At 67.7% G+C, this 22,185-nt stretch carries 24 protein-coding genes; 11 read left to right on the forward strand and 13 right to left on the reverse strand.

Annotation, left to right across the window (positions count from 1 at the left end; all coding sequences use genetic code 11):
* Nucleotides 1-74 precede the first annotated feature (74 nt).
* Nucleotides 75-521 carry an NUDIX hydrolase gene (locus O4G76_RS04015; protein ID WP_242665516.1) on the forward strand — a complete coding sequence of 149 codons (447 nt, stop codon included), beginning with the start codon at nt 75-77 and terminating at the stop codon, nt 519-521.
* Nucleotides 522-525: 4 nt separating this feature from the next.
* On the opposite strand, the gene O4G76_RS04020 is transcribed toward O4G76_RS04015, so the two are convergent.
* The 5 genes from O4G76_RS04020 to O4G76_RS04040 form a co-directional block, all read right to left on the reverse strand.
* The gene (locus O4G76_RS04020; RefSeq protein WP_269396100.1) at nt 526-1,200 is read right to left on the reverse strand and encodes a haloacid dehalogenase type II; all 675 of its coding nucleotides are present in this window, start codon (nt 1,198-1,200) and stop codon (nt 526-528) included.
* Nucleotides 1,201-1,264: 64 nt separating this feature from the next.
* Complete coding sequence (locus tag O4G76_RS04025) at nt 1,265-1,786, reverse strand: GNAT family N-acetyltransferase (RefSeq protein ID WP_269396101.1); 522 nt, start codon at nt 1,784-1,786, stop codon at nt 1,265-1,267.
* Nucleotides 1,783-2,709, reverse strand: a complete 927-nt coding sequence (gene argF / locus O4G76_RS04030; RefSeq protein ID WP_269396102.1) for an ornithine carbamoyltransferase — start codon at nt 2,707-2,709, stop codon at nt 1,783-1,785. Before argF ends, O4G76_RS04025 begins: the two co-directional genes overlap by 4 nt.
* 89 nt (nt 2,710-2,798) lie before the next feature.
* Nucleotides 2,799-3,299 (reverse strand): GNAT family N-acetyltransferase, encoded by a 501-nt coding sequence (locus O4G76_RS04035; protein ID WP_269396103.1) that lies wholly within the window; start codon nt 3,297-3,299, stop codon nt 2,799-2,801.
* On the reverse strand, nt 3,289-4,473 hold the full coding sequence (locus O4G76_RS04040) for an aspartate aminotransferase family protein (RefSeq protein ID WP_269396104.1): 1,185 nt from the start codon (nt 4,471-4,473) through the stop codon (nt 3,289-3,291). Before O4G76_RS04040 ends, O4G76_RS04035 begins: the two co-directional genes overlap by 11 nt.
* 254 nt (nt 4,474-4,727) lie before the next feature.
* Between O4G76_RS04040 and O4G76_RS04045 the strand changes: the two genes are divergently transcribed.
* Nucleotides 4,728-5,660: an ATP-binding cassette domain-containing protein gene (locus tag O4G76_RS04045; RefSeq protein WP_269396105.1), complete on the forward strand. Its 933-nt coding sequence runs from the start codon at nt 4,728-4,730 to the stop codon at nt 5,658-5,660.
* Nucleotides 5,657-6,448 (forward strand): ABC transporter permease, encoded by a 792-nt coding sequence (locus O4G76_RS04050; RefSeq protein WP_269396106.1) that lies wholly within the window; start codon nt 5,657-5,659, stop codon nt 6,446-6,448. The genes O4G76_RS04045 and O4G76_RS04050 overlap by 4 nt, the downstream gene beginning before the upstream one ends.
* Here O4G76_RS04050 and O4G76_RS04055 read toward each other — a convergent pair.
* Both O4G76_RS04055 and O4G76_RS04060 read right to left on the reverse strand, forming a co-directional pair.
* A complete protein-coding gene (locus O4G76_RS04055) occupies nt 6,433-6,891 on the reverse strand; it encodes a GNAT family N-acetyltransferase (protein ID WP_269396107.1) in 459 nt (152 codons plus the stop codon). The genes O4G76_RS04050 and O4G76_RS04055 overlap by 16 nt on opposite strands.
* The gene (locus tag O4G76_RS04060) at nt 6,888-7,691 is read right to left on the reverse strand and encodes an ABC transporter permease (RefSeq protein ID WP_269396108.1); all 804 of its coding nucleotides are present in this window, start codon (nt 7,689-7,691) and stop codon (nt 6,888-6,890) included. The genes O4G76_RS04055 and O4G76_RS04060 overlap by 4 nt, the downstream gene beginning before the upstream one ends.
* Nucleotides 7,692-7,868: 177 nt before the next feature.
* On the opposite strand from O4G76_RS04060, the gene O4G76_RS04065 reads away from it, so the two are divergent.
* Entirely contained in the window at nt 7,869-8,456 is a 588-nt protein-coding gene (locus O4G76_RS04065; protein ID WP_269396109.1) for a GcrA family cell cycle regulator, read from the forward strand.
* Between the two features lie 66 nt (nt 8,457-8,522).
* On the opposite strand, the gene O4G76_RS04070 is transcribed toward O4G76_RS04065, so the two are convergent.
* On the reverse strand, nt 8,523-9,056 hold the full coding sequence (locus tag O4G76_RS04070) for a GrpB family protein (RefSeq protein ID WP_269396110.1): 534 nt from the start codon (nt 9,054-9,056) through the stop codon (nt 8,523-8,525).
* 152 nt (nt 9,057-9,208) lie between these two features.
* Here O4G76_RS04070 and O4G76_RS04075 point away from each other — a divergent pair, with 152 nt between their 5' ends.
* The 7 genes from O4G76_RS04075 to O4G76_RS04105 all read left to right on the forward strand — a co-directional run bounded on the left by O4G76_RS04075 (nt 9,209) and on the right by O4G76_RS04105 (nt 15,617).
* Nucleotides 9,209-10,096 (forward strand): metal ABC transporter substrate-binding protein, encoded by an 888-nt coding sequence (locus O4G76_RS04075; RefSeq protein ID WP_269396111.1) that lies wholly within the window; start codon nt 9,209-9,211, stop codon nt 10,094-10,096.
* Nucleotides 10,096-10,992, forward strand: a complete 897-nt coding sequence (locus O4G76_RS04080; RefSeq protein ID WP_269396166.1) for a manganese/iron ABC transporter ATP-binding protein — start codon at nt 10,096-10,098, stop codon at nt 10,990-10,992. Before O4G76_RS04075 ends, O4G76_RS04080 begins: the two co-directional genes overlap by 1 nt.
* Nucleotides 10,989-11,837 carry a metal ABC transporter permease gene (locus tag O4G76_RS04085; protein WP_269396112.1) on the forward strand — a complete coding sequence of 283 codons (849 nt, stop codon included), beginning with the start codon at nt 10,989-10,991 and terminating at the stop codon, nt 11,835-11,837. Before O4G76_RS04080 ends, O4G76_RS04085 begins: the two co-directional genes overlap by 4 nt.
* Nucleotides 11,834-12,679 carry a metal ABC transporter permease gene (locus O4G76_RS04090; RefSeq protein ID WP_269396113.1) on the forward strand — a complete coding sequence of 282 codons (846 nt, stop codon included), beginning with the start codon at nt 11,834-11,836 and terminating at the stop codon, nt 12,677-12,679. Before O4G76_RS04085 ends, O4G76_RS04090 begins: the two co-directional genes overlap by 4 nt.
* A 20-nt stretch (nt 12,680-12,699) precedes the next feature.
* Nucleotides 12,700-14,079, forward strand: a complete 1,380-nt coding sequence (gene rimO / locus O4G76_RS04095; RefSeq protein WP_269396114.1) for a 30S ribosomal protein S12 methylthiotransferase RimO — start codon at nt 12,700-12,702, stop codon at nt 14,077-14,079.
* Between the two features lie 148 nt (nt 14,080-14,227).
* Complete coding sequence (locus tag O4G76_RS04100) at nt 14,228-15,259, forward strand: sensor histidine kinase (RefSeq protein WP_269396115.1); 1,032 nt, start codon at nt 14,228-14,230, stop codon at nt 15,257-15,259.
* The gene (locus O4G76_RS04105; protein WP_269396116.1) at nt 15,252-15,617 is read left to right on the forward strand and encodes a response regulator; all 366 of its coding nucleotides are present in this window, start codon (nt 15,252-15,254) and stop codon (nt 15,615-15,617) included. Before O4G76_RS04100 ends, O4G76_RS04105 begins: the two co-directional genes overlap by 8 nt.
* A gap of 261 nt (nt 15,618-15,878) precedes the next feature.
* Here O4G76_RS04105 and O4G76_RS04110 read toward each other — a convergent pair whose 3' ends face one another.
* From O4G76_RS04110 to O4G76_RS04130, 5 genes are all read right to left on the reverse strand, one after another.
* Entirely contained in the window at nt 15,879-17,099 is a 1,221-nt protein-coding gene (locus O4G76_RS04110; protein ID WP_269396117.1) for an oligopeptide/dipeptide ABC transporter ATP-binding protein, read from the reverse strand.
* A complete protein-coding gene (locus O4G76_RS04115; protein ID WP_269396118.1) occupies nt 17,099-18,073 on the reverse strand; it encodes an oligopeptide/dipeptide ABC transporter ATP-binding protein in 975 nt (324 codons plus the stop codon). The genes O4G76_RS04110 and O4G76_RS04115 overlap by 1 nt, the downstream gene beginning before the upstream one ends.
* Nucleotides 18,073-19,005, reverse strand: coding sequence for an ABC transporter permease subunit (locus O4G76_RS04120; protein WP_269396119.1), 933 nt, complete (start codon nt 19,003-19,005; stop codon nt 18,073-18,075). Before O4G76_RS04120 ends, O4G76_RS04115 begins: the two co-directional genes overlap by 1 nt.
* Nucleotides 19,006-19,016: 11 nt before the next feature.
* Nucleotides 19,017-19,940: an oligopeptide ABC transporter permease OppB gene (gene oppB, locus O4G76_RS04125; protein WP_269396120.1), complete on the reverse strand. Its 924-nt coding sequence runs from the start codon at nt 19,938-19,940 to the stop codon at nt 19,017-19,019.
* A 91-nt stretch (nt 19,941-20,031) separates the two neighbouring features.
* Nucleotides 20,032-21,672, reverse strand: a complete 1,641-nt coding sequence (locus O4G76_RS04130; RefSeq protein WP_269396121.1) for a peptide ABC transporter substrate-binding protein — start codon at nt 21,670-21,672, stop codon at nt 20,032-20,034.
* Nucleotides 21,673-22,185: the final 513 nt, after the last annotated feature.

A 22,185-nucleotide genomic window follows, 5' to 3' on the forward strand; every position in this document is an offset into this window, starting at 1 on the left:
TTGCATTACCTGTTCATGATGTTATGTTACCCGGCACAAGAACAAGAACGGTACGCGTTATCCGAGGCAGCCTTATGACCCCCAAGGACCTTCCGGGCGAGATGTCCGGCAGTTACACCACCCCGATCCACCGGCAGCTCGCTGCCCTGTGCCACCGCAAGGGCAAAAAGGGCCGCGAGGTGCTTCTCGTCACCTCCTCCGAGGGGCGCTGGATCCTGCCCAAGGGCTGGCCGATCGAGGGCATGCGCGACAGCGACGCCGCCCTCGTCGAGGCGTGGGAGGAAGCCGGGGTGCGCGAGGGCAAGGTCAAGCGCAAGCCGGTCGGCACCTTCGTCGCGGTCAAGCTGTCGAAGCATGGCGACGAGGAGATCTGCGTCACCCGCGTCTTCGAGGTGAAGGCCAAGACCGTGCTCGACGACTATCCCGAGGTGAAGCGGCGCGACCGGCGCTGGGTCCCGGCCAAGGTGGCGGCGCGGCTGGTCACCGAGGACGGGCTGCGCGAGATTCTGCGGGAAATGTGATGCCTCAGCGCGCGCCGATCAGCCGGTCGACCACCTGCATCAGCGTCTCGCCCTCGGCATCGGCGGGCGCCATCACGGCGCTGCGCGGCCGGCCGTTCCGGGTGACGTAGCCGGTGATCAGCCCGGCGCTCCGCGCGCCCTGCACGTCCCAGCCATGCGCCGCGACAAGGGCGAGCCGCTCGGGCGCAACGCCGATCCGGGCGGCGGCGTGGTGATAGACCCGCGTGGCGGGCTTCCAGCGGCCAGGCTCGTCGACCGAGATCACCCGGTCCACGAAATCCGACAACCCGTTGCGCTCGACCAGCGCGCGGGTGACCTTTTCGCTGCCATTGGTGAGGATGGCGACCGGCAACCCGTCGCGCTTCAACCGCTGCATCGCGGGCAGCACGTCGGGTTCCGCGTCGAGTTCGGTAAAGCCCGAAAGGATCGCCTCGATCCTGGGGCCGCGCTCCTCGATGCCTTGCGCTTTCATCATCGCGTCGAGCGTGGCTTCCGCGAGCTCGCGAAACGGCTTGTAGATGTCGAGCGCGCAGAGTGCGAAGGCATCGCGCAGCATCTGCGCGAACCACGTCTCCAAGGCATGGCCGGGAAGCCCCGCCGCCTCGATACGCGGCCGCAGGCTTTCGAGGGAAAACAGGGTTTCCACCGCGTCGAAGGCGATGGCGTCGGGGCGGGGCATGGGGCGGTCTCCGGTCAGGGCGTCGGGGGCCAACGCGAGCCGCCGAGCCGCGTTCCCGGGGCACTCAGATGGCGCGGGCGTAGTGCAGCAGCTGCAGCGGCACGCCGCGCAGCTCGGCCGGCGGCAGGTCGCGTCCGGTGAGCGTGAAGCCGTTGGCCTCGAGCACCCGGATCGAGGCGGCGTTGCGGGTGGCCACCTTCGCTTCTAGGCGCGCGATCCCCGCATCCCGCGCCAGCGCGATCGCCGCCGCCAGTGCCGCCTTGGCGAGACCCCGCCGCGCATGATCGGGGCCGATCCGGTAGCCGACCTCGGCGCATGGCCCCTCGGGCGTCTCGGTGAGTCCGGTGAGATTGACCCGCCCCATGATCTCGCCCCCGAGACTGCGCACCAGATAGAACCGGTCCCGCCCGGCCTCCGGTCCCTCCAGCAGCTCGCGCAGGAACCCGCGCAGCGTCTCGGGATCGAAATAGCCTGCCGGGCGCGGCGGCACTTCGCGCTCGAACCAGTCGCTGCTGGCCATCTCGAATGCCGCCAGCGCCTCGGCGTCCTCGACCTTGAGCGGCTCCAGGCGAAATTCGGGCGTCACGCGCCCAGGCACCAGCGCATCACCGCCTTCTGCGCGTGCAGCCGGTTCTCGGCCTCGTCGAAGATCACCGAATGCGGCCCGTCCATCACCTCGCTCGTCGCTTCGTCGTCGCGATGCGCGGGAAGGCAATGCATGAACAATGCGTCGGGCTTGGCCCGGCTCATCAGCTCGGCATTGACCTGGTAGCCGCGCAGCTGGTTGTGCCGCCGCTCTTTCGCCGATTGCGGATCGTGCATCGACACCCAGGTGTCGGTGACCACGAGATCCGCGCCCTCGACCGCCGCCATCGGGTCGCGAACGATCTCGATATTGGCGCCCGCCTCCCGGCACGCCGCGAGGATCTCGGGATCGGGGTCGAGCGGCTTCGGGCCGGTGAAGACGAGATCGAAGCCGAACCGGGCGCTCGCATGGGCGAAGCTCGCGAAGACGTTGTTGCCGTCGCCCGACCAGACCACCCGGCGCCCCTTGATCGGGCCGCGATGCTCTTCGAAGGTCATGATATCTGCCATGATCTGGCACGGATGTGTGCGGTTGGTCAGGCCGTTGATCACCGGCACGGTGGCGTTCTCGGCCATCTCCAGCAGGGTCTGTTCCTCGAAGGTCCGGATCATGATCAGGTCGACATAGCGCGACAGCACCCGGGCCGTGTCGGCGATGGTTTCGCCGTGGCCGAGCTGCATGTCGGCGCCGGACAGCACCATGGTCTGGCCGCCCATCTGGCGCACGCCGACATCGAAGCTCACCCGGGTGCGGGTCGAGGGCTTTTCGAAGATCAGCGCCACCATGCGCCCGTCGAGCGGCTTCTCGTCGTCGCACATGCCCTTGGGGCGGCCACTGCGCGCATCCTTCATGGCGCGGGCATGGTCGATCATCGCGCGCAGATCGTCCGTGGGGGTGGGCAGGATGTCGAGGAAATGGGTCATGTCGGTCTCCCGGGTCGGATGGCGGAGGGGGGGGCGCTGCCCCCCGTCGCTTGCGCGACTCCCCCCGGCGTATTTGAAGAAAGATGAAATCATGCCGGCTCGAGCAGCATCAGCCGGATCGGCGTGCCGTCCTCGCAGGGCAGGATCGTGTCGCCGGCGAAACCGGCGCGCAGATAGGCCGCGATGGCGCGGGTGTTGTCGGGCGCGGGATCGACCGCGACCAAGGGCGCGCCTGCCGCGATCAGTTGCAGCGCGCGGGCGCGCAGGAAGGCCGCGCCATGGCCGCGCCCGAGATAGGCCGGATCGCCGAGGAAGGCGTCCATGCCGCGCGCGCGCCTTTGCAAATGCGCGTAATGCGGCATGTCGTAGAAATGGACGTCGTAATCCTGGACATAGGCAAAGGGATGCGCCCGGTGCTCGACGATGCGCATGTCGGTGCCGGTGTTGCCCTCGGCCCAGTCGCGCTCGATCTCGGCCCATTCGGTGGCGGCGTCGCCCCACCAGCCGTCGATATGCGGCTCCGCCAGCCAGCGGTCGAACAGCCGCCGGTCCGAGGCGACCAGCGGCCTGAAGCGGTAGTCAGCCGGCATCGGACCCGATCCGCCCCGCCGCCCGGTCGAGCCGCGCCAAGGCCTCGTCGACCTCGGCCTCGGTGATGTTCAGCGGCGGCAGCAGCCGCACCACGCTGTCGGCGGCGGGCACTGTGAGCACGCCCTCGGCATAGCCCGCCTGCACCAGATCGGCGGGGGCCGCCTTGCATTTCAGACCGAGCATCAGCCCGGTGCCGCGCACGCTTTCGAACACCTCCGGGTGCGCCGCCACGAGGCCCTCGAGGCCTTGGCGCAGCCGCCCGGCCCGTGCCCGCACCCCTTCGAGAAACCCCTGATCGGCAACGATCTCCATCACCTTCGCGCCGACCGCGCAGGCCAAGGGGTTGCCGCCATAGGTCGAGCCGTGTGTGCCAGCGGTCATCGCCGAGGCCGCCGCTTCGGTGGCCAGCACCGCCCCCAGCGGGAAGCCGCCGCCGATGCCCTTAGCGACCATCATGATGTCCGGGGTCACGCCGGCCCATTCATGGGCGAAGAGGCGGCCGGTCCGGCCCATGCCGCACTGCACCTCGTCGAAGATCAGCAACGCGCCGATGTCGTCGCACAGGTCGCGCAGCCCCTTCAGGCACTGGTCGGGCACCGGCCGGATGCCGCCCTCGCCCTGCACCGGCTCGATCAGGATCGCGCCGACATCCGCCTGCGCCGCGGCCTCGCGCAGCGCCTCGTGATCGCCCCATGGCAGCTGGGTGAAACCGGGCAGCAGCGGCCCGAAGCCCTTGGTCATCTTCTCGGTGCCGACGGCGGCGATCGCCGCCGAGGAGCGGCCATGGAACGCGCCTTCGAAGGTGAGGATGCGCGTGCGCTGCGGCTCGCCCTTCTCGTGCCAGTACTTGCGCGCCATCTTCACCGCGAGCTCCATCGCCTCGGTGCCCGAATTGGTGAAGAAGCAGGTGTCGGCAAAGCTGTTCTCGACGAGCGCGTCGGCGAGCCGCTGCTGCGCCGGAATCTGGTAGAGGTTCGAGACGTGCCACAGCGCGTTCGCCTGGGTGGTCAGCGCGTCCACGAGATCGGGGTTCGCATGGCCCAGCGCGTTGACGGCGATGCCGGCCCCGAGATCGAGATATCGCCGCCCGTCCTCGGTCTGCAGCCAGACCCCCTCGCCCTTCACGAAGGACAGGGGCGCGCGGTTGTAGGTCGGCAGGATCGAGGGGATCATGGCAATGGTCCTTCAAGAGGCCCCGTTGGTGCCGCAGCGGCAGGGGCAAGTCAATTGTCGTGGGGGAAGCGGGACGCAAAATGAGCCGCGTCGCGAAGCGGGTGAGCTTCAGCGTCGGCGTCGGGCGGCGGCAAAGGCGGCGATCTGCGTCATGCGCGCGACGTTAGGCGAGGAATACCGGGACGGAAAGAGGAAAACGGCGCCGCGCGGGCCTGCGCATGCTAGCCTTCCCCGAAAGACGAGGGAGGTATCGCATGCAGGAGGATCTCGCGATCCGCGCGCGCGGGCTGCGGCGCAGCTTCGGCGATCTCAGAGCGGTGGACGGCATCGATCTCGATGTGCCGCGCGGCATGATCTTCGCCATTCTCGGTCCCAATGGTGCCGGCAAGACCACGCTGCTGCGGATGCTCGCCACGCTGACCCGGCCCGATGCGGGCTCCGCGCAGGTGATGGGACACGATCTCTCGGAGCATCCCGAGAAGGTCCGCGCCGCGATCGCCATGACAGGCCAGTTCGCCTCGCTCGACGAGGATCTGACGGGGCGCGAGAATCTGGTGATGCTGGCCCGGCTCTGGGGGTTCGGCTGGCGCGCGGCCAAGGCGCGGGCCGGCGAGCTTCTGGCCGCGTTCGATCTCGCGGAGGCGGCCCGGAAACAGGTCAAGGACTACTCGGGCGGGATGCGCCGCCGCCTCGACATCGCCGCCTCGCTGATCGTGACCCCGGGCGTGCTGTTTCTCGACGAGCCGACCACCGGGCTCGACCCTTCGGCCCGCGCCGGGGTCTGGCGGCTGATCCGGGGCCTCTCGGCCGAAGGGGTGACGATCCTGCTCACCACCCAGTACCTCGAAGAGGCCGACCAGCTCGCGGGCCGCATCGCGGTGATCGACCATGGCCGCAAGATCGCCGAGGGCACCAGCCGCGAGTTGAAGGCGCAGACCGGCTCGGGCGTGCTGCATGTCACGCCGCTCGACCCGGGCAACCGCGCGATCGCGCTGGGCATTCTCGGCGAGGCGGCGCAGGCCGACCCCGAGGGGGCGCGGCTCTCGGTGCCGGTCACCGACGACGCCGAGGCGGCGGCGCATCTGGCGCGGCTGGCGGAGGCGGGGATCAGGCTCGCGGAATTCTCGCTCGGCGCGCCGAGCCTCGACGAGGTGTTCTTCGCCCTGACCGGAAAGGAGGCCGCATGAGCATCCCCCTGCCCCGCGGCCCGCGCCCCGCCGCCCCCTCGCCCGCCTCGAGCGCGCTGACCTTCGCATGGCGCGCGGTGCTCAAGTTCCGCCACGTGCCCGAGCAGCTGTTCGACCTCGTCATGACGCCGATCATGTTCACGCTGCTTTTCACCTTCATCTTCGGCGGCGCGCTGGCCGGGTCGTCCACCGCCTATCTGCAATGGTTCATTCCCGGCATCCTCGTGCAGACCACCGTGTTCAACACCGTCTATTCCGGGATGGGGCTGTCCACGGATCTTTCCAAGGGGCTGTTCGACCGGTTCCGGAGCCTGCCGATCTGGTCGCTGGCCCCCTTTGCCGGGCTGATGGTGGGCGACATGCTGCGCCACTCCATCGCGGGCGCGATCATCCTCGGCATCGGCCTGGCATTGGGCTACCGCCCCGAGGCGGGGCTGACGGGCATCCTCGCCTCATTCGCGCTGCTCTTGGCGATCGGCTTCGGCTGGGGCTGGATCTTCATCGTGCTGGGGCTCGTGGTGCGCACGCCGATGACGGTGATGACGCTGGGCTTCGCGGTTCTGTTTCCGGTGACCTTCGCCTCGAACATCATGGTCGATCCCGTGACCATGCCGGGCTGGTTGCAGGCCTTCGTGGCGGTGAACCCGGTCTCGCTGATGACCACGGCGATGCGGGCGCTGATGGCGGGCACGGCGACGCTGGGGGAGATCGGCCTCGCGCTGCTCGGCCCGGCGATCCTGACCGCGCTGCTGGCGCCGCTGACGCTGGCGCTCTACCGCCGCAGGTAGCGCCGCCAGCGCAACCGCTCGGGACGCGGCGAGGGCACGGGGGTGAACAGGTTGCGCTCCAGCACCCGGATCGAGCCGGCATTGCCCGGGTCGGTCTCGGCGAAAAGCGCCGCGAGCCCCTCGTCCGACGCGCGCTCGATGAAGGCGCCGACCGCCGCGCCGGCGATGCCGCGCCCGCGCTGGGCCGGAGACACCGCGTAGCCGAACTCGGCATGGCCCGCCGGGTCGGGCAGCTTCGAAACCACGAAGCCGACCATGAGGTCGCCTTCGGTGATCAGGCAGGTGCCCCAGCCCTGCGCCGCCCGCAGATCCTCGCAGCGCCGGGCGATCAGCATCGCGGTGGTCACGGTGACCAGCCCGGCCTCCGGCAGCTTCAGCCCCTGCGGCGGCAGACCGACGGCGAGGCGCTCGAAATCGGCCGGGACGGCGTCGCGCAGCTTCACGGCTTGAGCCTGTAGCCTTTCTCGAGCCAGGCCCAGGCCAAGCCGAGAACCACCATGCAGGAGACCACCGCGATGCCGAGGCCGAGAACCGGCGAGCTGTCGGAGACGCCGATCATGCCGTAGCGCGCCCCGTCGATCAGGTAGAAGAACGGGTTGGCGTGGCTCAGCGTCTGCAGGAATCCCGGCAATGCGTCGATCGAGTAGAAGGTGCCGGACAGGAAGGCGAGCGGGGTCACGAGGAAATTGGTGATCGCCGCCAGCTGATCGAATTTCTGCGCGTAGATCCCGGCGATCAGGCCCAGCGCGCCCATGAAGATCGACCCCAGCACCCAGAAGGCGAGGGCCCAGATCGGATGCGCGAGACCGACCCCGAGAAACAGCCAGACGCCTGTGGCGATCACCGTGGCGACGATCAGGCCGCGCGCCACCGACCCCGCAACATAGCCTGCCAGCACCTCGGCCGAGGAGAGCGGCGCCATCAGCGTGTCGACGATGTTGCCCTGCACCTTGGCCGAGGCGAGGGAGGACGAGGTGTTGGCGAAGGCCTGCTGGATCACCGTCATCATCAACAGGCCCGGCGCGAGGAAGTGCAGGAACTCCACCCCCATCACGTCGCCGCGTCGCGGCCCGATGGCGATGGTGAAGATCAGCAGGAACAGCGCCGCGTTGATCAGCGGCGCCATCACCGTCTGCGCCCAGACATTGAGGAAGCGGCGGATCTCGCGGATCGCGAGCGTGGCGGTGCCCAGCCTGTTGAACCGGCCGAAGCGGCGGATGCCCTGGTCTGTATCGATGCTCATTTGCGCACCTCCTAGGGCCCGGGTTGTAGCCGTCACATGCGCGGTGGCAAGGCCGCAACGCGGGCGATGCCGGCCGCCGGGCTGCGCGCGCCGGGTTGAACTGCGGCGCGTGGCTGTGTAAATCGGCACGTCGCAACTGAAACGGCGGGCCACCGCCCAACCGATCGGAGGCATTGCATGTCCTGGACCGACGAGCGCGTCGAGACGCTCAAGAAAATGTGGAACGAGGGCCAGTCGGCGAGCCAGATCGCCAAGGAACTCGGGGGCGTGACGCGCAACGCCGTGATCGGCAAGGTGCACCGCCTGGGCCTGTCGAACCGCACCGGCGTGGCGCCGCAGCCTACCCCGACGGCCCCGCAGGCCGCCCCGGCGGCCCCGGCCCAGCCGGCGGCCCCGTCGCGCCCCGAGCCCGCGCCGCAGGCCGCCGCGCCTGAGCCCGCGAAGGAAGAAGAGGACGACGCGCCGATCCCGATGAGCGCCGCGCGCCGCGCCATCATCCCCGCGGGTCAACCGCTGCCGCCGCAGCCCTCGGCCAACGAGATCAGCCCCGAGGCGCTCGCCAAGGTCTCCGAGGTGGAGAAGGGCGCCAAGAAGCTGACGCTGATGGAGCTGACCGAGAAGACCTGCAAATGGCCGGTGGGCGACCCCGCGACCGACAATTTCTGGTTCTGCGGCCTGCCGACCCAGCAGGGCAAACCCTATTGCGAAGCGCATGTCGGCGTCGCCTTCCAGCCGATGTCCTCGCGCCGCGACCGTCGGCGCTGAGTTCTTCTCGATCGAGAGACGCCAAGGGGCCGCCACCGCGCGGCCCCTTTCTTCATGCGGCCCCGGCTATCCGGCGGCCTTCGAGAGGCGGCGGCACCAGTCCAGCGCCTTCCTTTCGGTCTGCATGATGAACGGGGCCTTGCCGTCCTGATAGGCTTCGCGGGATCGCGCCCCGCCATTCGTCAGCCGTAGCTTGAGCGCGCCATAGGCGGCGGCCCGCTCCGGGTGCTGCCGCAGGTAAGCGCGGAACGCGAGATGCCGCTCGATATGGACCGAACCTTCCGGGTAGACGTGCAGATGATGGGTGTGCCGACCGGCTGCATCCTTCTTGAGAAAGTAGCGGCGGCCCTCGATGCCGTAGGCACCCATCGCCACGTAGCCCAGCGCGCGCAGCTCGGCCGTTCGCCGATCCAGCTGTCCGAGTTCCGGCACCACGCCCAGCATGTCGATCACCGGTTTCGCAGGAATTCCGGGTATGGCCGTGCTGCCGATATGGTGCAGGGCGATGGCCATTTCAGCCAGCACCGCCTGAACCGCCCGAGCCTCGGCGTCGAACGCGGCGGACCAGTTCGGATCATAGGGCGTGATGAGATCTCGCATGCCCGTGCCTAGCGGCAGCCGCGCCCCGATGCAACGCAACCTCACAGCAAGGCCCTGTCGGGTTAGTTGAGAATTATTCGCAATCCAGTTGACTTCTTGCGAATGGTTCGCATCTTCTCGGTGGCAGAGTTCTAGTCAATCCGGAGACCTACATGCGCCCCCTGCCCCTTCTCGCCCTCGGCCTCTCGGTGCTGGCCCTGCCCGCCACCGCGCAGGACAAGCTCAAGGTGGCGACCAGCTTCACCGTGATCGCCGACATGGCCCGCAACGTCGCGGGCGACGCGGCCGAGGTGGTGTCGATCACCAAGCCGGGCGCGGAGATCCACAACTACCAGCCCACGCCGCGCGACATCCTCGGCGTACGCGATGCCGATCTCGTGCTGTGGAACGGGCTGAACCTCGAACTGTGGTTCGAGCAGTTTCTCGACAATGCGGGCGACCGGCCCGCCGCCGTGATCTCCGAGGGCATCGAGCCGATCTCGATCTCGGGCGGCGAATATGAGGGCAAGCCCAACCCGCATGCCTGGATGAGCCCCGACAGCGCCGCGATCTATGTCGACAACATCCGCGACGCCATGAGCGAGGCCGATCCCGAGAACGCCGGGACCTATGCCGCCAACGCCGAGGCCTACAAGGCCGAGATCGCCGCGATGATCGAGCCGCTGCGCGCCGAGATCGAGAAGGTCCCCGAGGAAAAGCGCTGGCTGGTCTCCTGCGAGGGGGCGTTCAGCTATCTCGCCCGCGACCTCGGGCTGAACGAGCTGTATCTGTGGCCGATCAACGCCGACGCCACCGGCACGCCGCAGCAGGTGCGCCGGGTCATCGACGGGGTGCGCGAACACGAGATCCCGGCGGTGTTCTGCGAAAGCACCGTCAACACCGACCCGGCCAAGCAGGTCGCACGTGAAACAGGCGCGATCTATGGCGGCGAGCTCTACGTCGATTCGCTGTCCGAGCCGGACGGCCCGGTGCCGAGCTATCTCGACCTGCTGCGCGTCACCACCGAAACCATCGCCGACGGTCTGAACGGAGGCGAATGATGGATGCCCGCGCCTATCCCGAGCACGCGCAGGGCGCGGGCGCCGGCATTTCCGCCGAGGGTGTCACCGTCTCCTACCGCAACGGCGTCACGGCGCTGCGCGAGGCCAGCTTCGCGCTGCCCGTCGGCACGATCTCGGCGCTGGTCGGGGTCAACGGCGCGGGTAAGTCCACCCTGTTCAAGGCGATCATGGGCTTCCTGCCGCTGGCGCGGGGCTCGATCTCGATCCTCGGGCAACCGGTGAAACAGGCGCTCAAATCCGGCCTCGTCGCCTATGTGCCGCAGGCCGAAGAGGTCGACTGGTCCTTCCCGGTGCTGGTCGAGGACGTGGTGATGATGGGCCGCTACGGGCGCATGGGCTTCCTGCGCAGGCCACGCGCGGCCGACCACGCGGCCGTCGCCTTGGCGCTGGAGCGGGTCGGCATGACCGATTTCCGGCGCCGCCAGATCGGCGAGCTGTCGGGCGGCCAGCGCAAGCGGGTCTTCCTCGCCCGCGCGCTGGCGCAGGACGGGCGGGTGATCCTGCTCGACGAGCCCTTCACCGGCGTCGACGTGCAGACCGAGGAGGCGATCATCCGCCTGCTGCGCGAACTGCGCGACGAGGGCCGGGTGATGCTGGTCTCAACCCACAACCTCGGCAGCGTACCGGAATTCTGCGACCGCACCGTGCTCGTGAAGGGCACGGTTCTGGCACATGGCCCGACGCGCGAGGTGTTCACCCGGCCCAATCTCGAGCGCGCCTTCGGCGGCGTGCTGCGGCATTTCGTGCTCGGCGGCGCCGAGCTGCATCAGGACGAGGATGCCCGCAAGCTGCGCATCCTCTCGGATGATGAACGCCCGCTGGTGTTCTACGACGACCGCCAGCAGACCGGCGGCAGCAACGGGGGCGAGCGATGATCGAAACGCTCACCCTCCCCTTCACCTATGGCTACATGCTCAACGCGATGTGGGTCTCGGCGCTTGTCGGCGCGGTCTGCGCCTTTCTCTCGGCCTATCTGATGCTCAAGGGCTGGTCGCTGATTGGCGACGCGCTCTCGCATTCGATCGTGCCGGGCGTCGCGGGGGCCTACATGCTGGGCCTGCCCTTCGCGCTGGGCGCGTTCCTCTCGGGCGGGCTGGCGGCGGCGGCGATGCTGTTCCTGAACCAGCGCACCGGCCTCAAGGAAGACACGGTGATCGGCCTGATCTTCACCGGCTTCTTCGGGCTGGGGCTGTTCATGGTCTCGGTCTCGCCGACGCCGGTGGACGTGCAGACCATCATTCTCGGCAACATCCTCGCCATCACGCCCGAGGACACGCTCCAGCTCGCCATCATCGGCGCGGTCTGCCTCGTGGTGCTGCTCCTGAAATGGAAGGACCTGATGGTCGCCTTCTTCGACGAGACGAATGCGCGCTCCGTGGGCCTGCGCCCCGGCATGCTGCGCTTCGTGTTCTTCGTGCTGCTCTCGGCCGCCTGCGTGGCGGCGCTGCAGACCGTGGGCGCGTTCCTCGTCATCGCCATGGTGGTGACGCCCGGTGCCACGGCCTACCTGCTCACCGATCGCTTTCCGCGGCTGATCGTCATCGCCGTCGCGCTGGGGAGCGTCACCAGCTTCGTCGGCGCCTATGCCTCCTTCTTTCTCGACGGGGCCACGGGCGGCGTGATCATCACGTTGCAGACGTTGATCTTCCTGCTGGTCTTCGTCTTCGCGCCCAAGCATGGCTGGCTGGCGGCACGGGCCCGCGCGAGGGCGGCGCTATGAACGACTGGTTGCTTCCGTTCCAGCTCGACTTCATGCGCGATGCCTTCGTGATCGGCGGGCTTATCGCCGTGCCCTGCGCGCTGCTCTCGTGCTTTCTGGTGCTCAAGGGCTGGTCGTTGATGGGCGACGCGGTGAGCCACGCGGTGCTGCCGGGCGTGGTGCTGGCCTATATCCTGAATATCCCGCTGCTGGTCGGCGCCTTCGTCGCGGGCATGTCCTGCGCGCTGGCGACCGGCTTTCTCGCCGATCACAGCCGGATCAAACAGGATACGGTGATGGGCGTGGTGTTCTCGGGCATGTTCGGCATCGGCCTGGTGCTCTACACTTGGGTCGAGAGCGAGGTGCATCTCGACCACATCCTCTTCGGCAACATGCTCGGCGTCGACGCGGCCGATCTGTGGACCGCGGGCATCGTCGGTGGTCTGGTCAGCCTCGCGCTGCTGGCGCGCTGGCGCGATCTGATGCTGCACGCCTTCGACGCGGCCCATGCGCGCGCGCTGGGCCTGCCGGTGGGACTGTTCCACTACGGGCTGCTGGCGATGCTGTCGCTGACCATCGTCTCGACGCTCTCGGCGGTCGGCATCATCCTTGCCATCGGCCTGTTGATCGCGCCGGGCGCCATCGCGTTCCTCGTGACCCGCCGTTTCGGCGCGATGCTCGGCGTGGCGGTGACGGTGACGCTCGCGGCGACATGGGGCGGCGTCTATGCCAGCTTCTGGATCGACAGCGCGCCCGCGCCGACGATCATCCTCGGGCTGACGCTGATCTTCGTCGCCGCCTTCGCATGGAAGTCGATCACGATCCGCCGGGCCGAGAACGGGAGGGCTTCCCAGACGGGCTGAGAGCGATTAGATCGCGCCGGATGCAGAACCCGCCGAATCTCCGCCCCGACCTCGCCCCCAAGGCGCGCTTCAACGATGTCGCCCGCCCGGGCCAGCCGACCATCGGCATGGTCTCGCTCGGCTGCCCCAAGGCACTGGTCGACAGCGAGCGTATCCTGACCCGGCTCCGGGCCGAAGGCTACGCGATCTCGCCCGACTACGCCGGCGCCGACGCGGTGATCGTCAACACCTGCGGCTTTCTCGACAGTGCCAAGGCCGAGAGCCTCGACGCGATCGGCGAGGCGCTCAACGAGAACGGCAAGGTGATCGTCACCGGCTGCCTCGGCGCCGAGCCCGACTACATCACCGGCGCGCACCCGAAAGTGCTGGCCGTCACTGGCCCGCATCAATACGAGCAGGTGCTCGACGCGGTGCATGGTGCGGTGCCGCCCGCGCCCGATCCCTTCGTCGACCTGCTGCCCGCGCGCGGCATCTCTCTCACGCCCCGGCATTTCAGCTATCTGAAGATCTCCGAGGGCTGCAATCACAAGTGCAAGTTCTGCATCATCCCCGACATGCGGGGCCGGCTGCAGTCGCGCCCGGCGCATGCGGTGATGCGCGAGGGCGAGAAGCTCGTCGAGGCCGGTGTGCGCGAGCTTCTGGTGATCAGCCAGGATACCTCGGCCTACGGCCTCGACATCCGCCACGCCGAGGATCGGGGCCACCGGGCCCATATCACCGATCTGGCGCGCGATCTGGGAAGCCTCGGGGCATGGGTGCGGCTGCACTACGTCTATCCCTACCCGCATGTGCGCGATCTGATCCCGCTGATGGCCGATCCGAATTCCGGCCTGCTGCCCTATCTCGACATCCCGTTCCAGCACGGGCACCCGGACGTGCTCAAGCGCATGGCGCGCCCCGCGGCCTCCGCGAAGACGCTCGATGAAATCGCGGCGTGGCGGTCGATGGCGCCCGATATCACTCTGCGCTCGACCTTCATCGTCGGCTACCCCGGCGAGACCGAGGCCGAGTTCGACTACATGCTCGACTGGCTCGACGAGGCGCAACTCGACCGGGTCGGCTGCTTCAAATACGAGAACGTCGCGGGGGCCCGGTCGAACGACCTGCCGGACCACGTGCCCGAAGAGGTCAAGCAGGAGCGCTGGGAGCGCTTCATGCAGAAGGCGCAGGCGATTTCCGAAGCCAAGCTGGAAGCCAAGGTGGGCCAGCACCTGCAGGTCATCGTCGACGAGGTCGACGAGGAGGCCGCGACCTGCCGCACCATGGCCGACGCGCCCGAGATCGACGGCAACCTGTTCATCGACGAGGGGCACGAGATCCTCAAGCCGGGCGACATGCTCACCGTGAAGGTCGACGAGGCCGGCGAATATGATCTCTGGGGCAGGATGATCGGGAGTTGAAGACATGTGACGCTTGGGCGGTGTTGCCGCCCTGCGTCGAACACTAGATGGTCGGAAAATGGCCGCTGGCCGTGATCGCCCCCAAGTGGCATCCTCGGCCGGGTGGCGCTTTCGTCGGAGAACTCTAACCTTGCTGCAATCCTCTCAAATGCGCCCCCTCGACGATGCCCAGCGGCGGCTGCACGCCGTGCTCAACAACGCCAGCGTCTCGATCTTCCTGATGGATGACCGGCAGCAATGCGTCTACATGAACCGCGCCGCAGAGCTGCTGACCGGCTGGACGCTGGAGGAGGTCGTCGCGCTCGACAAGCCGCTGCACGACATCATCCACCATACCTATCCCGACGGCACGCCGTTCCCGCTGCATGAATGCGCCATCGACCGCGCCTTCCCCGAGCACAACCAGACCCAGGGCGAGGAGGTCTTCGTCCACCGGGACGGGCATTTCTACCCGGTCGGATTCACCGCCAGCCCGATCCGCGACGAGGAAAGCCAGACCATCGGCACGATCATCGAGGTGCGCGACATCTCCGAGAAGAAGCGCGCCCAGGAACGGCAGCGGCTTCTGGTCAACGAGTTGAACCACCGGGTCAAGAACACCCTCGCCACGGTCCAGTCGATCGCCTGGCAGACCTTCAAGGGCACCGATCCCGAGACCTTCGAGCGGTTCTCGGGTCGGCTGACCACCCTGTCGCGCGCGCATAACGTGCTGACCGAGACCGCCTGGGCGGGCGCCTCGCTGCAAGGCATCGCCGATGCCGCCGTCGAGATGATCGCGCCGGGGCGGATCTCCGTGACCGGCGAGGATCTCGATGTCCACCCCAAGGCGGCGGTGAGCCTGTCGATGGCGCTGCACGAGCTGGGGACCAACGCGCTGAAATACGGGTCGCTCAGCCAGCCCGACGGCGAGGTCGCGCTCGAATGGGCGGCGGAGCCCGCCGAGGAAGGTCGCACGCATCTGTCGCTGCGCTGGACCGAGCGTGGCGGTCCGCTGGTCGCCCCGCCCGCGTCGAGGGGCTTCGGCCTGCGGCTGATCGAGCGGCAGGTGGCGATGGAATTCGGCGGCGAGGCGCATGTCGATTTCCGCCCCGAAGGGCTTGTCTGCCGGATCGACATGCTGCTGCCGCAGCTGCCCGACCCCGTCGCGTTGGAGCCATCCGCCGGGGCCGGACATGGGTAGCGGGGAGCTAACCGGCGTGCGGGTGCTTCTGGTCGAGGACGAATGCATCGTCGCGATGCTGGGCGAGGACGTGCTCAGCGAGGCCGGCTGCCGGGTCACGGTGGCGATGCGGCTCAGCGAGGCGTTGCGCGCCGCCGAGGAGAGCGATCTCGACGTGGCGATTCTCGACGTGAATCTCGGCAACGAGACGAGCTATCCGGTGGCTGAGCTGCTCGAAGAACGCAAGATTCCCTTCATCTTCGCTACCGGCTACGCCTCGGCCGGCCTCGCGGGCAGCTACGCCAAGCACCCTTGCGTGCAAAAGCCCTACGATCCCGGCCAACTGCTGGCCGCCGCGCGGGCGGTCATCGGGACCTGAGCGCCGACGACCGGCATCGGACCCGGCCTGATGCCCCGTTCACAAGAGGCAGGCGCAACCAGCTTCGCCTCGCCCAAGGGCGACTGAGAAATCTCACATTCTTCAAGACTGACAACCGGGCTCGGTGCAGCTCTCCGCCCCGTTCCCTGAGCCCAGCCGCCACCTGCCACCGCTATGGGCAGGGTCTCCCCTGCCCTGCGCCGGCTCCAGCATCGACGCGGAATCCCAGCCGGCCCTGCAAGGGGCCGGCCGGGATGTCGATCAGCCCGCCATCTGCCGCGCGGAATCGAGTACGCTGGGCTCTTCGTGATAGGGACAGGCCACGCGGTGACCGTCGCCCAGATCGAGCATCGGCGGCAGGCCCTCGGCGCAATCGGGATGCGCCTTGGGGCAGCGGGTGCGGAACACGCAACCCGAGGGCGGGTTCATCGGCGAAGGCAGCTCGCCGCCCAGCACCGGGCGCTGACGCTTGCGCTCCAGCACCGGGTCGGGGATCGGCACGCTCGCGATGAGCGCCTGCGTATAGGGGTGCTCGGGGCTGGTGGTCAGCGCCTTGGACTTGGCCACCTCCATCACCCGGCCCAGATACATCACCACGATCCGGTCGGAGATGTGCTTCACGACCGAGAGGTCATGCGCGATGAAGATCATCGCCAGCCCCATGTCGCGCTGCAGTTCCTTCAGGAGGTTCACCACCTGCGCCTGCACCGAGACGTCGAGCGCCGAGACCGGCTCGTCGCAGATCAAGAGCTTGGGCTTGAGGATCAGCGCGCGGGCGATGCCGATGCGCTGGCACTGACCGCCCGAGAACTCGTGCGGGTAACGGTTCACGAGGTTCGGTAGCAGCCCGACCCGCTCCATCAGCTCGGCCACCCGGCGGCGCACCTCCTTGCGGGGCGTCTTGGGCTCGTGCGTGACCAGCGGCTCGGCGATGATGTCGCCCACCGTCATGCGCGGGTTGAGCGCGGCCAGGGGGTCCTGGAACACCATCTGCACGTCCTTGCGATGAACGCGGCGCTGGCGCTCTGTCATCGAGGCGAGGTCCTGGCCCTCGAACTCGATGCGGCCGCCGGTCGAGGCGATGGTGCCGACGATGGCACGCGCCAGCGTCGACTTGCCCGAGCCGCTCTCGCCCACCACGCCGAGGCTCTCGCCCGGTGCGAGGTCGAAGCTGATGCCGCCGACGGCGTGCAGCTTCTTCGAGGGCGTCCAGGGCCAGGCGCCACGCGGGCGGATGTCGAAGGCCACGCGCAGGTCCTCGACCCGCAGGATCGGCGCGGCGAGTCGGCCGGTGCGGTCGGGGCGACCGCCATTGCCGGCCCGCTCCGCGACCGGCGCGTCCTTGTGCGCCACCTCGGCCGGCGCGGGCGATGGCGGCGTCGCCACCGGCGTGCCGGAGGCCGGGGGCGCGGCGGGGATCGGATCGCCCGCCGCGTCGCGGCCCTCGGCCTCGGTGAACTTGTCGTCCTTGGGATCGGTCATCACTTCACCTCCTCGACGGGGGCATGGCAGGCACGGCGCAGCATGGGATAGCCCTCGGCGGGCAGCAGCTCGGGGCGCACCGTCGGGCACGGCCCATGCGCCCAAGCGCAGCGCGGCGTGAAGGGGCAGCCCTTGGGCAGCCGCGACATGTCCGGCGGCTCGCCCGCGATGGTCGAGAGCGTCTCGTCATCGCGGTCGATGCGCGGCACGGCGCGCAGCAGACCCAGCGTGTAGGGATGGGTGGGCCGTTCGAACAGCGTGTCGGTCGGTCCGGTCTCCATGATCTGGCCGCCATACATCACGAGCGTGCGCTCGCAGGTGTCGGCGACGATGCCGAGATCATGGGTGATCAGGATGATCGCGGTGCCGAATTCCTGCCGGATCTCGGCCATCAGCTCCATGATCTGCGCCTGCACTGTCACGTCGAGCGCGGTGGTCGGCTCGTCGGCGATCAGGAGCCGCGGCTGGCACAGCAGCGCCATGGCGATCATGATCCGCTGCCGCATCCCGCCCGAGAACTCGTGCGGGAACATGGTGATGCGGTTCTTGGCATCGGGAATCTTCACCGCGTCGAGCATCTTCGTGGCCTCGGCGATCGCGTCGCGCTTGGTCATACCCTTGTGCAGGGTCAGCACCTCGGCCATCTGCTCGGAAATCCGCATGTAGGGATTGAGCGAGGTCATCGGGTCCTGGAAGATCATGCCGATCTCCTCGGACCGGACCCGGTTCAGCTCCTTCTGCTTCAGCTCCAGCAGGTTGCGCCCGTCATAGCGGATCTGCCCCGTGGCGCGCCCGTTGCGCGCCAAGAGCCCCATCGCGGCAAAGGCGGTCTGGCTCTTGCCCGAGCCGCTCTCGCCGACGATGGCGAGGGTCTCGCCCTCCTCCACCGAGAAGGACACGCCGTTGACGGCGTTCACCTCGCCATCGCCGGTGGTGAAGGTGACGCGCAGGTCTTCGATGTCGAGCAGGGCCATCAGCGATCCTTGGGGTCGAGTGCATCACGCAGACCGTCGCCGACGAAGAAGAAGGCGAAGAGGGTGATGACGAAGAAGAAGAGCGGGAAGGCAAGCTGCCAGATCACGCCGTATTGCATGTTGCTGGCACCGTTCGAGATCAGCGCCCCGAGCGAGGTGTTCGGCTCCTGGATGCCGAGGCCGAGGAAGCTGATGAAGCTCTCGGTGATGATCATCTGCGGCACGAGCAGCGTGGCGTAGACGATGACGAGGCCCAGAAGGTTCGGCACGATGTGGCGCAGGATGATCGTCATCGGCCGGACGCCGGTGGCATGCGCCGCCTCGACGAACTCCTTGCCCTTGATGGTCAAGGTTTGGCCGCGGGCGATGCGCGACATGTCGAGCCAAGAGATCAGGCCGATGCCGATGAACAGCATCAGGATCGAGCGGCCGAAGATCACCAGCATCAGGATCAGCACGAACATGTAAGGCACCGACATCAGGATATCGACCGTGCGCATCATCGCGCCGTCCGTGCGCCCGCCCTGATAGCCCGCGATGGCGCCGTAGAGCGTGCCGACGATCACCGCGACGCCGGCGCCGACGATGCCGACGAGGAGCGAGATCCGGGTACCCTGCACGGTGCGCGCGTAGAGGTCGCGGCCCGAGCTGTCGGTGCCGAAGTAATGCCCGGTCTCGAAGGAGGGCACGCCCTGCGTGGCATTCGAGCCGATCAGCGAGAAATCGACGTAGTCGGGTTCGTACTGGGCGAGAAACCCGCCGAAGAAGGCGAAGATGCAGATCAGCACCAGCGCCACGAGACCGGCCACGGCGGCGCGGTTGCGCATGAAGCGCTGGCGCGCATCCTTCCACAGCGAGCGGCCCTTGACCTCGGCGGCGGCCTGCGCGGCGAGCAGGCGGTCTGCGGTGTCGGGATCGGGATTGAGCGACATGGGACCCCTCCTCAGTAGCGGATCTTCGGATCGATCCATGCGTAGAGCAGGTCGACCACGAGGTTGAACGTGACCGTCAGCACACCGACGAGGATGGTGATCCCCATGATGACCGAGTAGTCGCGGTTGAAGGCGGAGTTGACGAAGAACTGGCCGATGCCGCCGGTCGAGAAGAACACGTCGATGATCACCGAGCCGGTGATCATGCCGACGAAGGCGGGCCCGAGATAGCTGAGCACCGGCAGCATGGTCGGCTTCATCGCGTGCTTCCAGATGATCCGCCTGGTCGGCAGGCCCTTGGCGCGCGCGGTGCGGATGAAGCCGGCATTGAGCACCTCGAGCATCGACGAGCGGGTGATCCGGGCGATCGAGGCCATGTAGGAGGTCGAGAGCGCGATCACCGGCAGGATGATGTACTCGATCTGGCCGCCCTGCCAGCCGCCGCCCGGCAGCCAGCCGAGCCACAGCGTGAAGACCAGCACGAGGATCGGCGCCATCACGAAGTTGGGCAGCACCTGCGCGCCAATCGAGATGCCGACGGCGAGGTAGTCGAGCCAGGAATTGTGCCGGATCGCCGCGGCGACGCCGAGCGCGACGCCGACCACGAGGGCGACGATGAAGCTCCAGAACCCGTAGGTGAGCGTCACCGGAAAGCCTTGGGCGATCACGTCGTTGACGGTGCGGTCGCGGTACTGGAACGAGGGGCCGAAGTCGAAATGCACGACCACGTTCCAGACGTAGTTCGCCATCTGCTTCCAATAGGGCTGATCGAGCCCGTAGCGCGCCTCGATATTGGCCATGACCTGCGCGGGCAGCGGGCGTTCGGAATTAAAGGGGCCGCCGGGGGCGGCATACATCAGCACGAAGGAGATCACGACAAGCAGCAGGATCGTCGGGATCGCGACGGCGACGCGCCTGAGAACGTAATTCAGCATGGGGGATGATACCTCGTTTCCGCAGCCTGCGGAAATGGATCGCGCCCCCCGGCGCGACGGCCAGGGGGCGCGGTTGTCGTCACATCAGGATTTACTCTTCCGCGACGCGGTAGAGGTCCTTGGCGTACCAGTTGTCCTGCGCGTTCTCGAGCGGGTAGCCCTTGATGGTGTCATCCATCATGAACACGGTGGCGTAATGGTAGATCGGCAGGATCGGGAACTCCTGGGTCAGGATCTCCTCGGCCTGGGTGTAGAGCGGCAGCGGATCCTCGGCGGTCTTCGCCTCGGCCAGCAGCCCGTCGTAATCGGCGTTGTTGAAGCCGGAGTCGTTGTAGGACGAGTTGGTGTCCATGATGTCGAGGAACGACGAGGCCTCGTTGTAGTCGGCGCACCAGCCGGCACGGGCGATCTCGTAGTTCTTGTTGTGGCGCTCCTCGAGGAAGGTCTGCCACTCCATGTTGGCCATCGAGATGTCGACGCCCAGCGTCTGCTTCCACATCTGGCCGATCGCGGTCGCGACCTGCTTGTGCGACTCGGAGGTGTTGTAGAGCAGGTCGAAGGAAAGCGACTCGCCGCCTTCGCCATAGCCGGCCTCGGCGAAGAGCTCCTTGGCGCGCTCGTTGCGCTCCTGCTGGCTCATCTGCGCCGCCTCGACCGAGGGAACCTCGAAGCCCGCGGTGGCCCAGTGGGTCAGCGTGTAGGCTGGCTTCTGGCCGCCGGCGACGACGTTCTCGACGATCACGTCACGATCGATGGCGAGATAGAGCGCCTCGCGCACCTTCGGATCCTTGAGCGCCTCGGGGCCGCTCTCGGAGACGTTCAGGTTGTAGTAGTAGGTGCACAGGTTCGGCACCGAGATCGCCTCGGTCGGGTGCTCCTCGGCGAGACGCGGGAACTGGCCCGCGGGCACGTCGGTCTGGTCGAACTCGCCGGCGAGATAGCGGGTCAGCGCCTGGTTCTCGTCGTTGATGATGAGCGCCTTCACCTCTTCGATGATGACGTTCTCGGCGTCCCAGTATTCCGGGTTCTTCTTGAGCGTGATGTACTCCTGCGGGACCCGGTCCTCGAGCACGTAGGCGCCGTTCGACACCATGTTGCCGGGCTGGGCCCAGGCGTCGCCATGCTCTTCGATGGTCGCCTTGGGCACCGGGAAGGTGGTGGTATGCGTCACCATCTGCGGGAAATAGGGCAGACGCTGCGACAGGGTCACCTCGAGGGTGTGGTCGTCGATCGCCTTCACGCCGAGTTCGGAGGGCTCCATGTCGCCCGCGATCACCTCGTCGACATTGGTGATCTTCATCAGGCCCATGTACCACTGGTACTCGGAGGCGGTCGCCGGGTCGGCGGCGCGCTGCCAGGAATAGACGAAGTCATTCGCGGTCACCGGCTCGCCGTTCGACCACTTGGCGTCGTCGCGCAGGGTGAAGGTATAGGTCAGGCCATCCTCGGAGACCTCGTAGCCGGTGGCCACGCCCGGCACCACGTCGCCCTTCTCGTCTTGGTTCATCAGGCCTTCGAACAGCTGGCGGCCGATCGCCGAGCCCTCGACGTCCTCGATCAGGTTCGGGTCGATCGACGGGAATTCGTCGAGCACGCGGTAGGTAAAGCTCTGGTCGGCGGCGAGCTTCTCCCCGGTCTCGGGGTGCTCCATCATCGCGTGGCTTTCGGCATGGGCGGCGCCGGCCATGGCAATCAGCGCCGCACCGGCGAGAAGGCGGGTCTTCAAGGTCATTAGATCATCCCTGTGTAAAAGGCGCGGGTGAGGCCGCGCCGGATGGACGTCCGCCCTTTGCGGGCGTGGTTGTGGCACGATCCTTTTGCGATAGGCCCTGCAATGCAAGACTATTCGCGGCATGACCATGCGACAGCAGACCCGTCGAATTTCCCCAAGGTCAGGCAAGATGAGCAACCTTATGGCGAAAATCCCGCCGCTTTCGCACAGATCATGTCGGGCAAACCCGACCGCACGGCAACTTCACGTTTCATTTCCCGCGCCAGCGTCCGGAAATTGTGATCAATCGCGGACAGCGAAAATCTGCCAGCTCTCGTCATTGCCATCCCTAAGCGCTAGTTCCGGGGCGGGAGAACACGCCAGATGACATCCTATCCGACCGACTCCGCCCCGGATTCCGCACGGGCAATGGAAGCGCGGCACATGCCGCTCGGGACGACATCCCGCCCGGCCCCGCTGGCGGTTTCCGGCTCCGACGGGTCCGGCGCCCTGGGACCGCTTCGCCAGGGCACG

Source organism: Limimaricola sp. G21655-S1 (assembly GCF_027213785.1).
GTDB lineage: Bacteria > Pseudomonadota > Alphaproteobacteria > Rhodobacterales > Rhodobacteraceae > Limimaricola.

Bases quoted from the DNA above. Each gene is read 5' to 3' on its own strand.
- O4G76_RS04015 (WP_242665516.1), top strand. From the start codon at position 75: ATGACCCCCAAGGACCTTCCGGGCGAGATGTCCGGCAGTTACACCACC.
- O4G76_RS04020 (WP_269396100.1), bottom strand. From the start codon at position 1,200: ATGCCCCGCCCCGACGCCATCGCCTTCGACGCGGTGGAAACCCTGTTT.
- argF (WP_269396102.1), bottom strand. From the start codon at position 2,709: ATGACCCATTTCCTCGACATCCTGCCCACCCCCACGGACGATCTGCGC.
- O4G76_RS04035 (WP_269396103.1), bottom strand. From the start codon at position 3,299: ATGCCGGCTGACTACCGCTTCAGGCCGCTGGTCGCCTCGGACCGGCGG.
- O4G76_RS04040 (WP_269396104.1), bottom strand. From the start codon at position 4,473: ATGATCCCCTCGATCCTGCCGACCTACAACCGCGCGCCCCTGTCCTTC.
- O4G76_RS04045 (WP_269396105.1), top strand. From the start codon at position 4,728: ATGCAGGAGGATCTCGCGATCCGCGCGCGCGGGCTGCGGCGCAGCTTC.
- O4G76_RS04050 (WP_269396106.1), top strand. From the start codon at position 5,657: ATGAGCATCCCCCTGCCCCGCGGCCCGCGCCCCGCCGCCCCCTCGCCC.
- O4G76_RS04060 (WP_269396108.1), bottom strand. From the start codon at position 7,691: ATGAGCATCGATACAGACCAGGGCATCCGCCGCTTCGGCCGGTTCAAC.
- O4G76_RS04065 (WP_269396109.1), top strand. From the start codon at position 7,869: ATGTCCTGGACCGACGAGCGCGTCGAGACGCTCAAGAAAATGTGGAAC.
- O4G76_RS04070 (WP_269396110.1), bottom strand. From the start codon at position 9,056: ATGCGAGATCTCATCACGCCCTATGATCCGAACTGGTCCGCCGCGTTC.
- O4G76_RS04075 (WP_269396111.1), top strand. From the start codon at position 9,209: ATGCGCCCCCTGCCCCTTCTCGCCCTCGGCCTCTCGGTGCTGGCCCTG.
- O4G76_RS04080 (WP_269396166.1), top strand. From the start codon at position 10,096: ATGGATGCCCGCGCCTATCCCGAGCACGCGCAGGGCGCGGGCGCCGGC.
- O4G76_RS04085 (WP_269396112.1), top strand. From the start codon at position 10,989: ATGATCGAAACGCTCACCCTCCCCTTCACCTATGGCTACATGCTCAAC.
- O4G76_RS04090 (WP_269396113.1), top strand. From the start codon at position 11,834: ATGAACGACTGGTTGCTTCCGTTCCAGCTCGACTTCATGCGCGATGCC.
- rimO (WP_269396114.1), top strand. From the start codon at position 12,700: ATGCAGAACCCGCCGAATCTCCGCCCCGACCTCGCCCCCAAGGCGCGC.
- O4G76_RS04100 (WP_269396115.1), top strand. From the start codon at position 14,228: ATGCGCCCCCTCGACGATGCCCAGCGGCGGCTGCACGCCGTGCTCAAC.
- O4G76_RS04105 (WP_269396116.1), top strand. From the start codon at position 15,252: ATGGGTAGCGGGGAGCTAACCGGCGTGCGGGTGCTTCTGGTCGAGGAC.
- O4G76_RS04110 (WP_269396117.1), bottom strand. From the start codon at position 17,099: ATGACCGATCCCAAGGACGACAAGTTCACCGAGGCCGAGGGCCGCGAC.
- O4G76_RS04115 (WP_269396118.1), bottom strand. From the start codon at position 18,073: ATGGCCCTGCTCGACATCGAAGACCTGCGCGTCACCTTCACCACCGGC.
- O4G76_RS04120 (WP_269396119.1), bottom strand. From the start codon at position 19,005: ATGTCGCTCAATCCCGATCCCGACACCGCAGACCGCCTGCTCGCCGCG.
- oppB (WP_269396120.1), bottom strand. From the start codon at position 19,940: ATGCTGAATTACGTTCTCAGGCGCGTCGCCGTCGCGATCCCGACGATC.
- O4G76_RS04130 (WP_269396121.1), bottom strand. From the start codon at position 21,672: ATGACCTTGAAGACCCGCCTTCTCGCCGGTGCGGCGCTGATTGCCATG.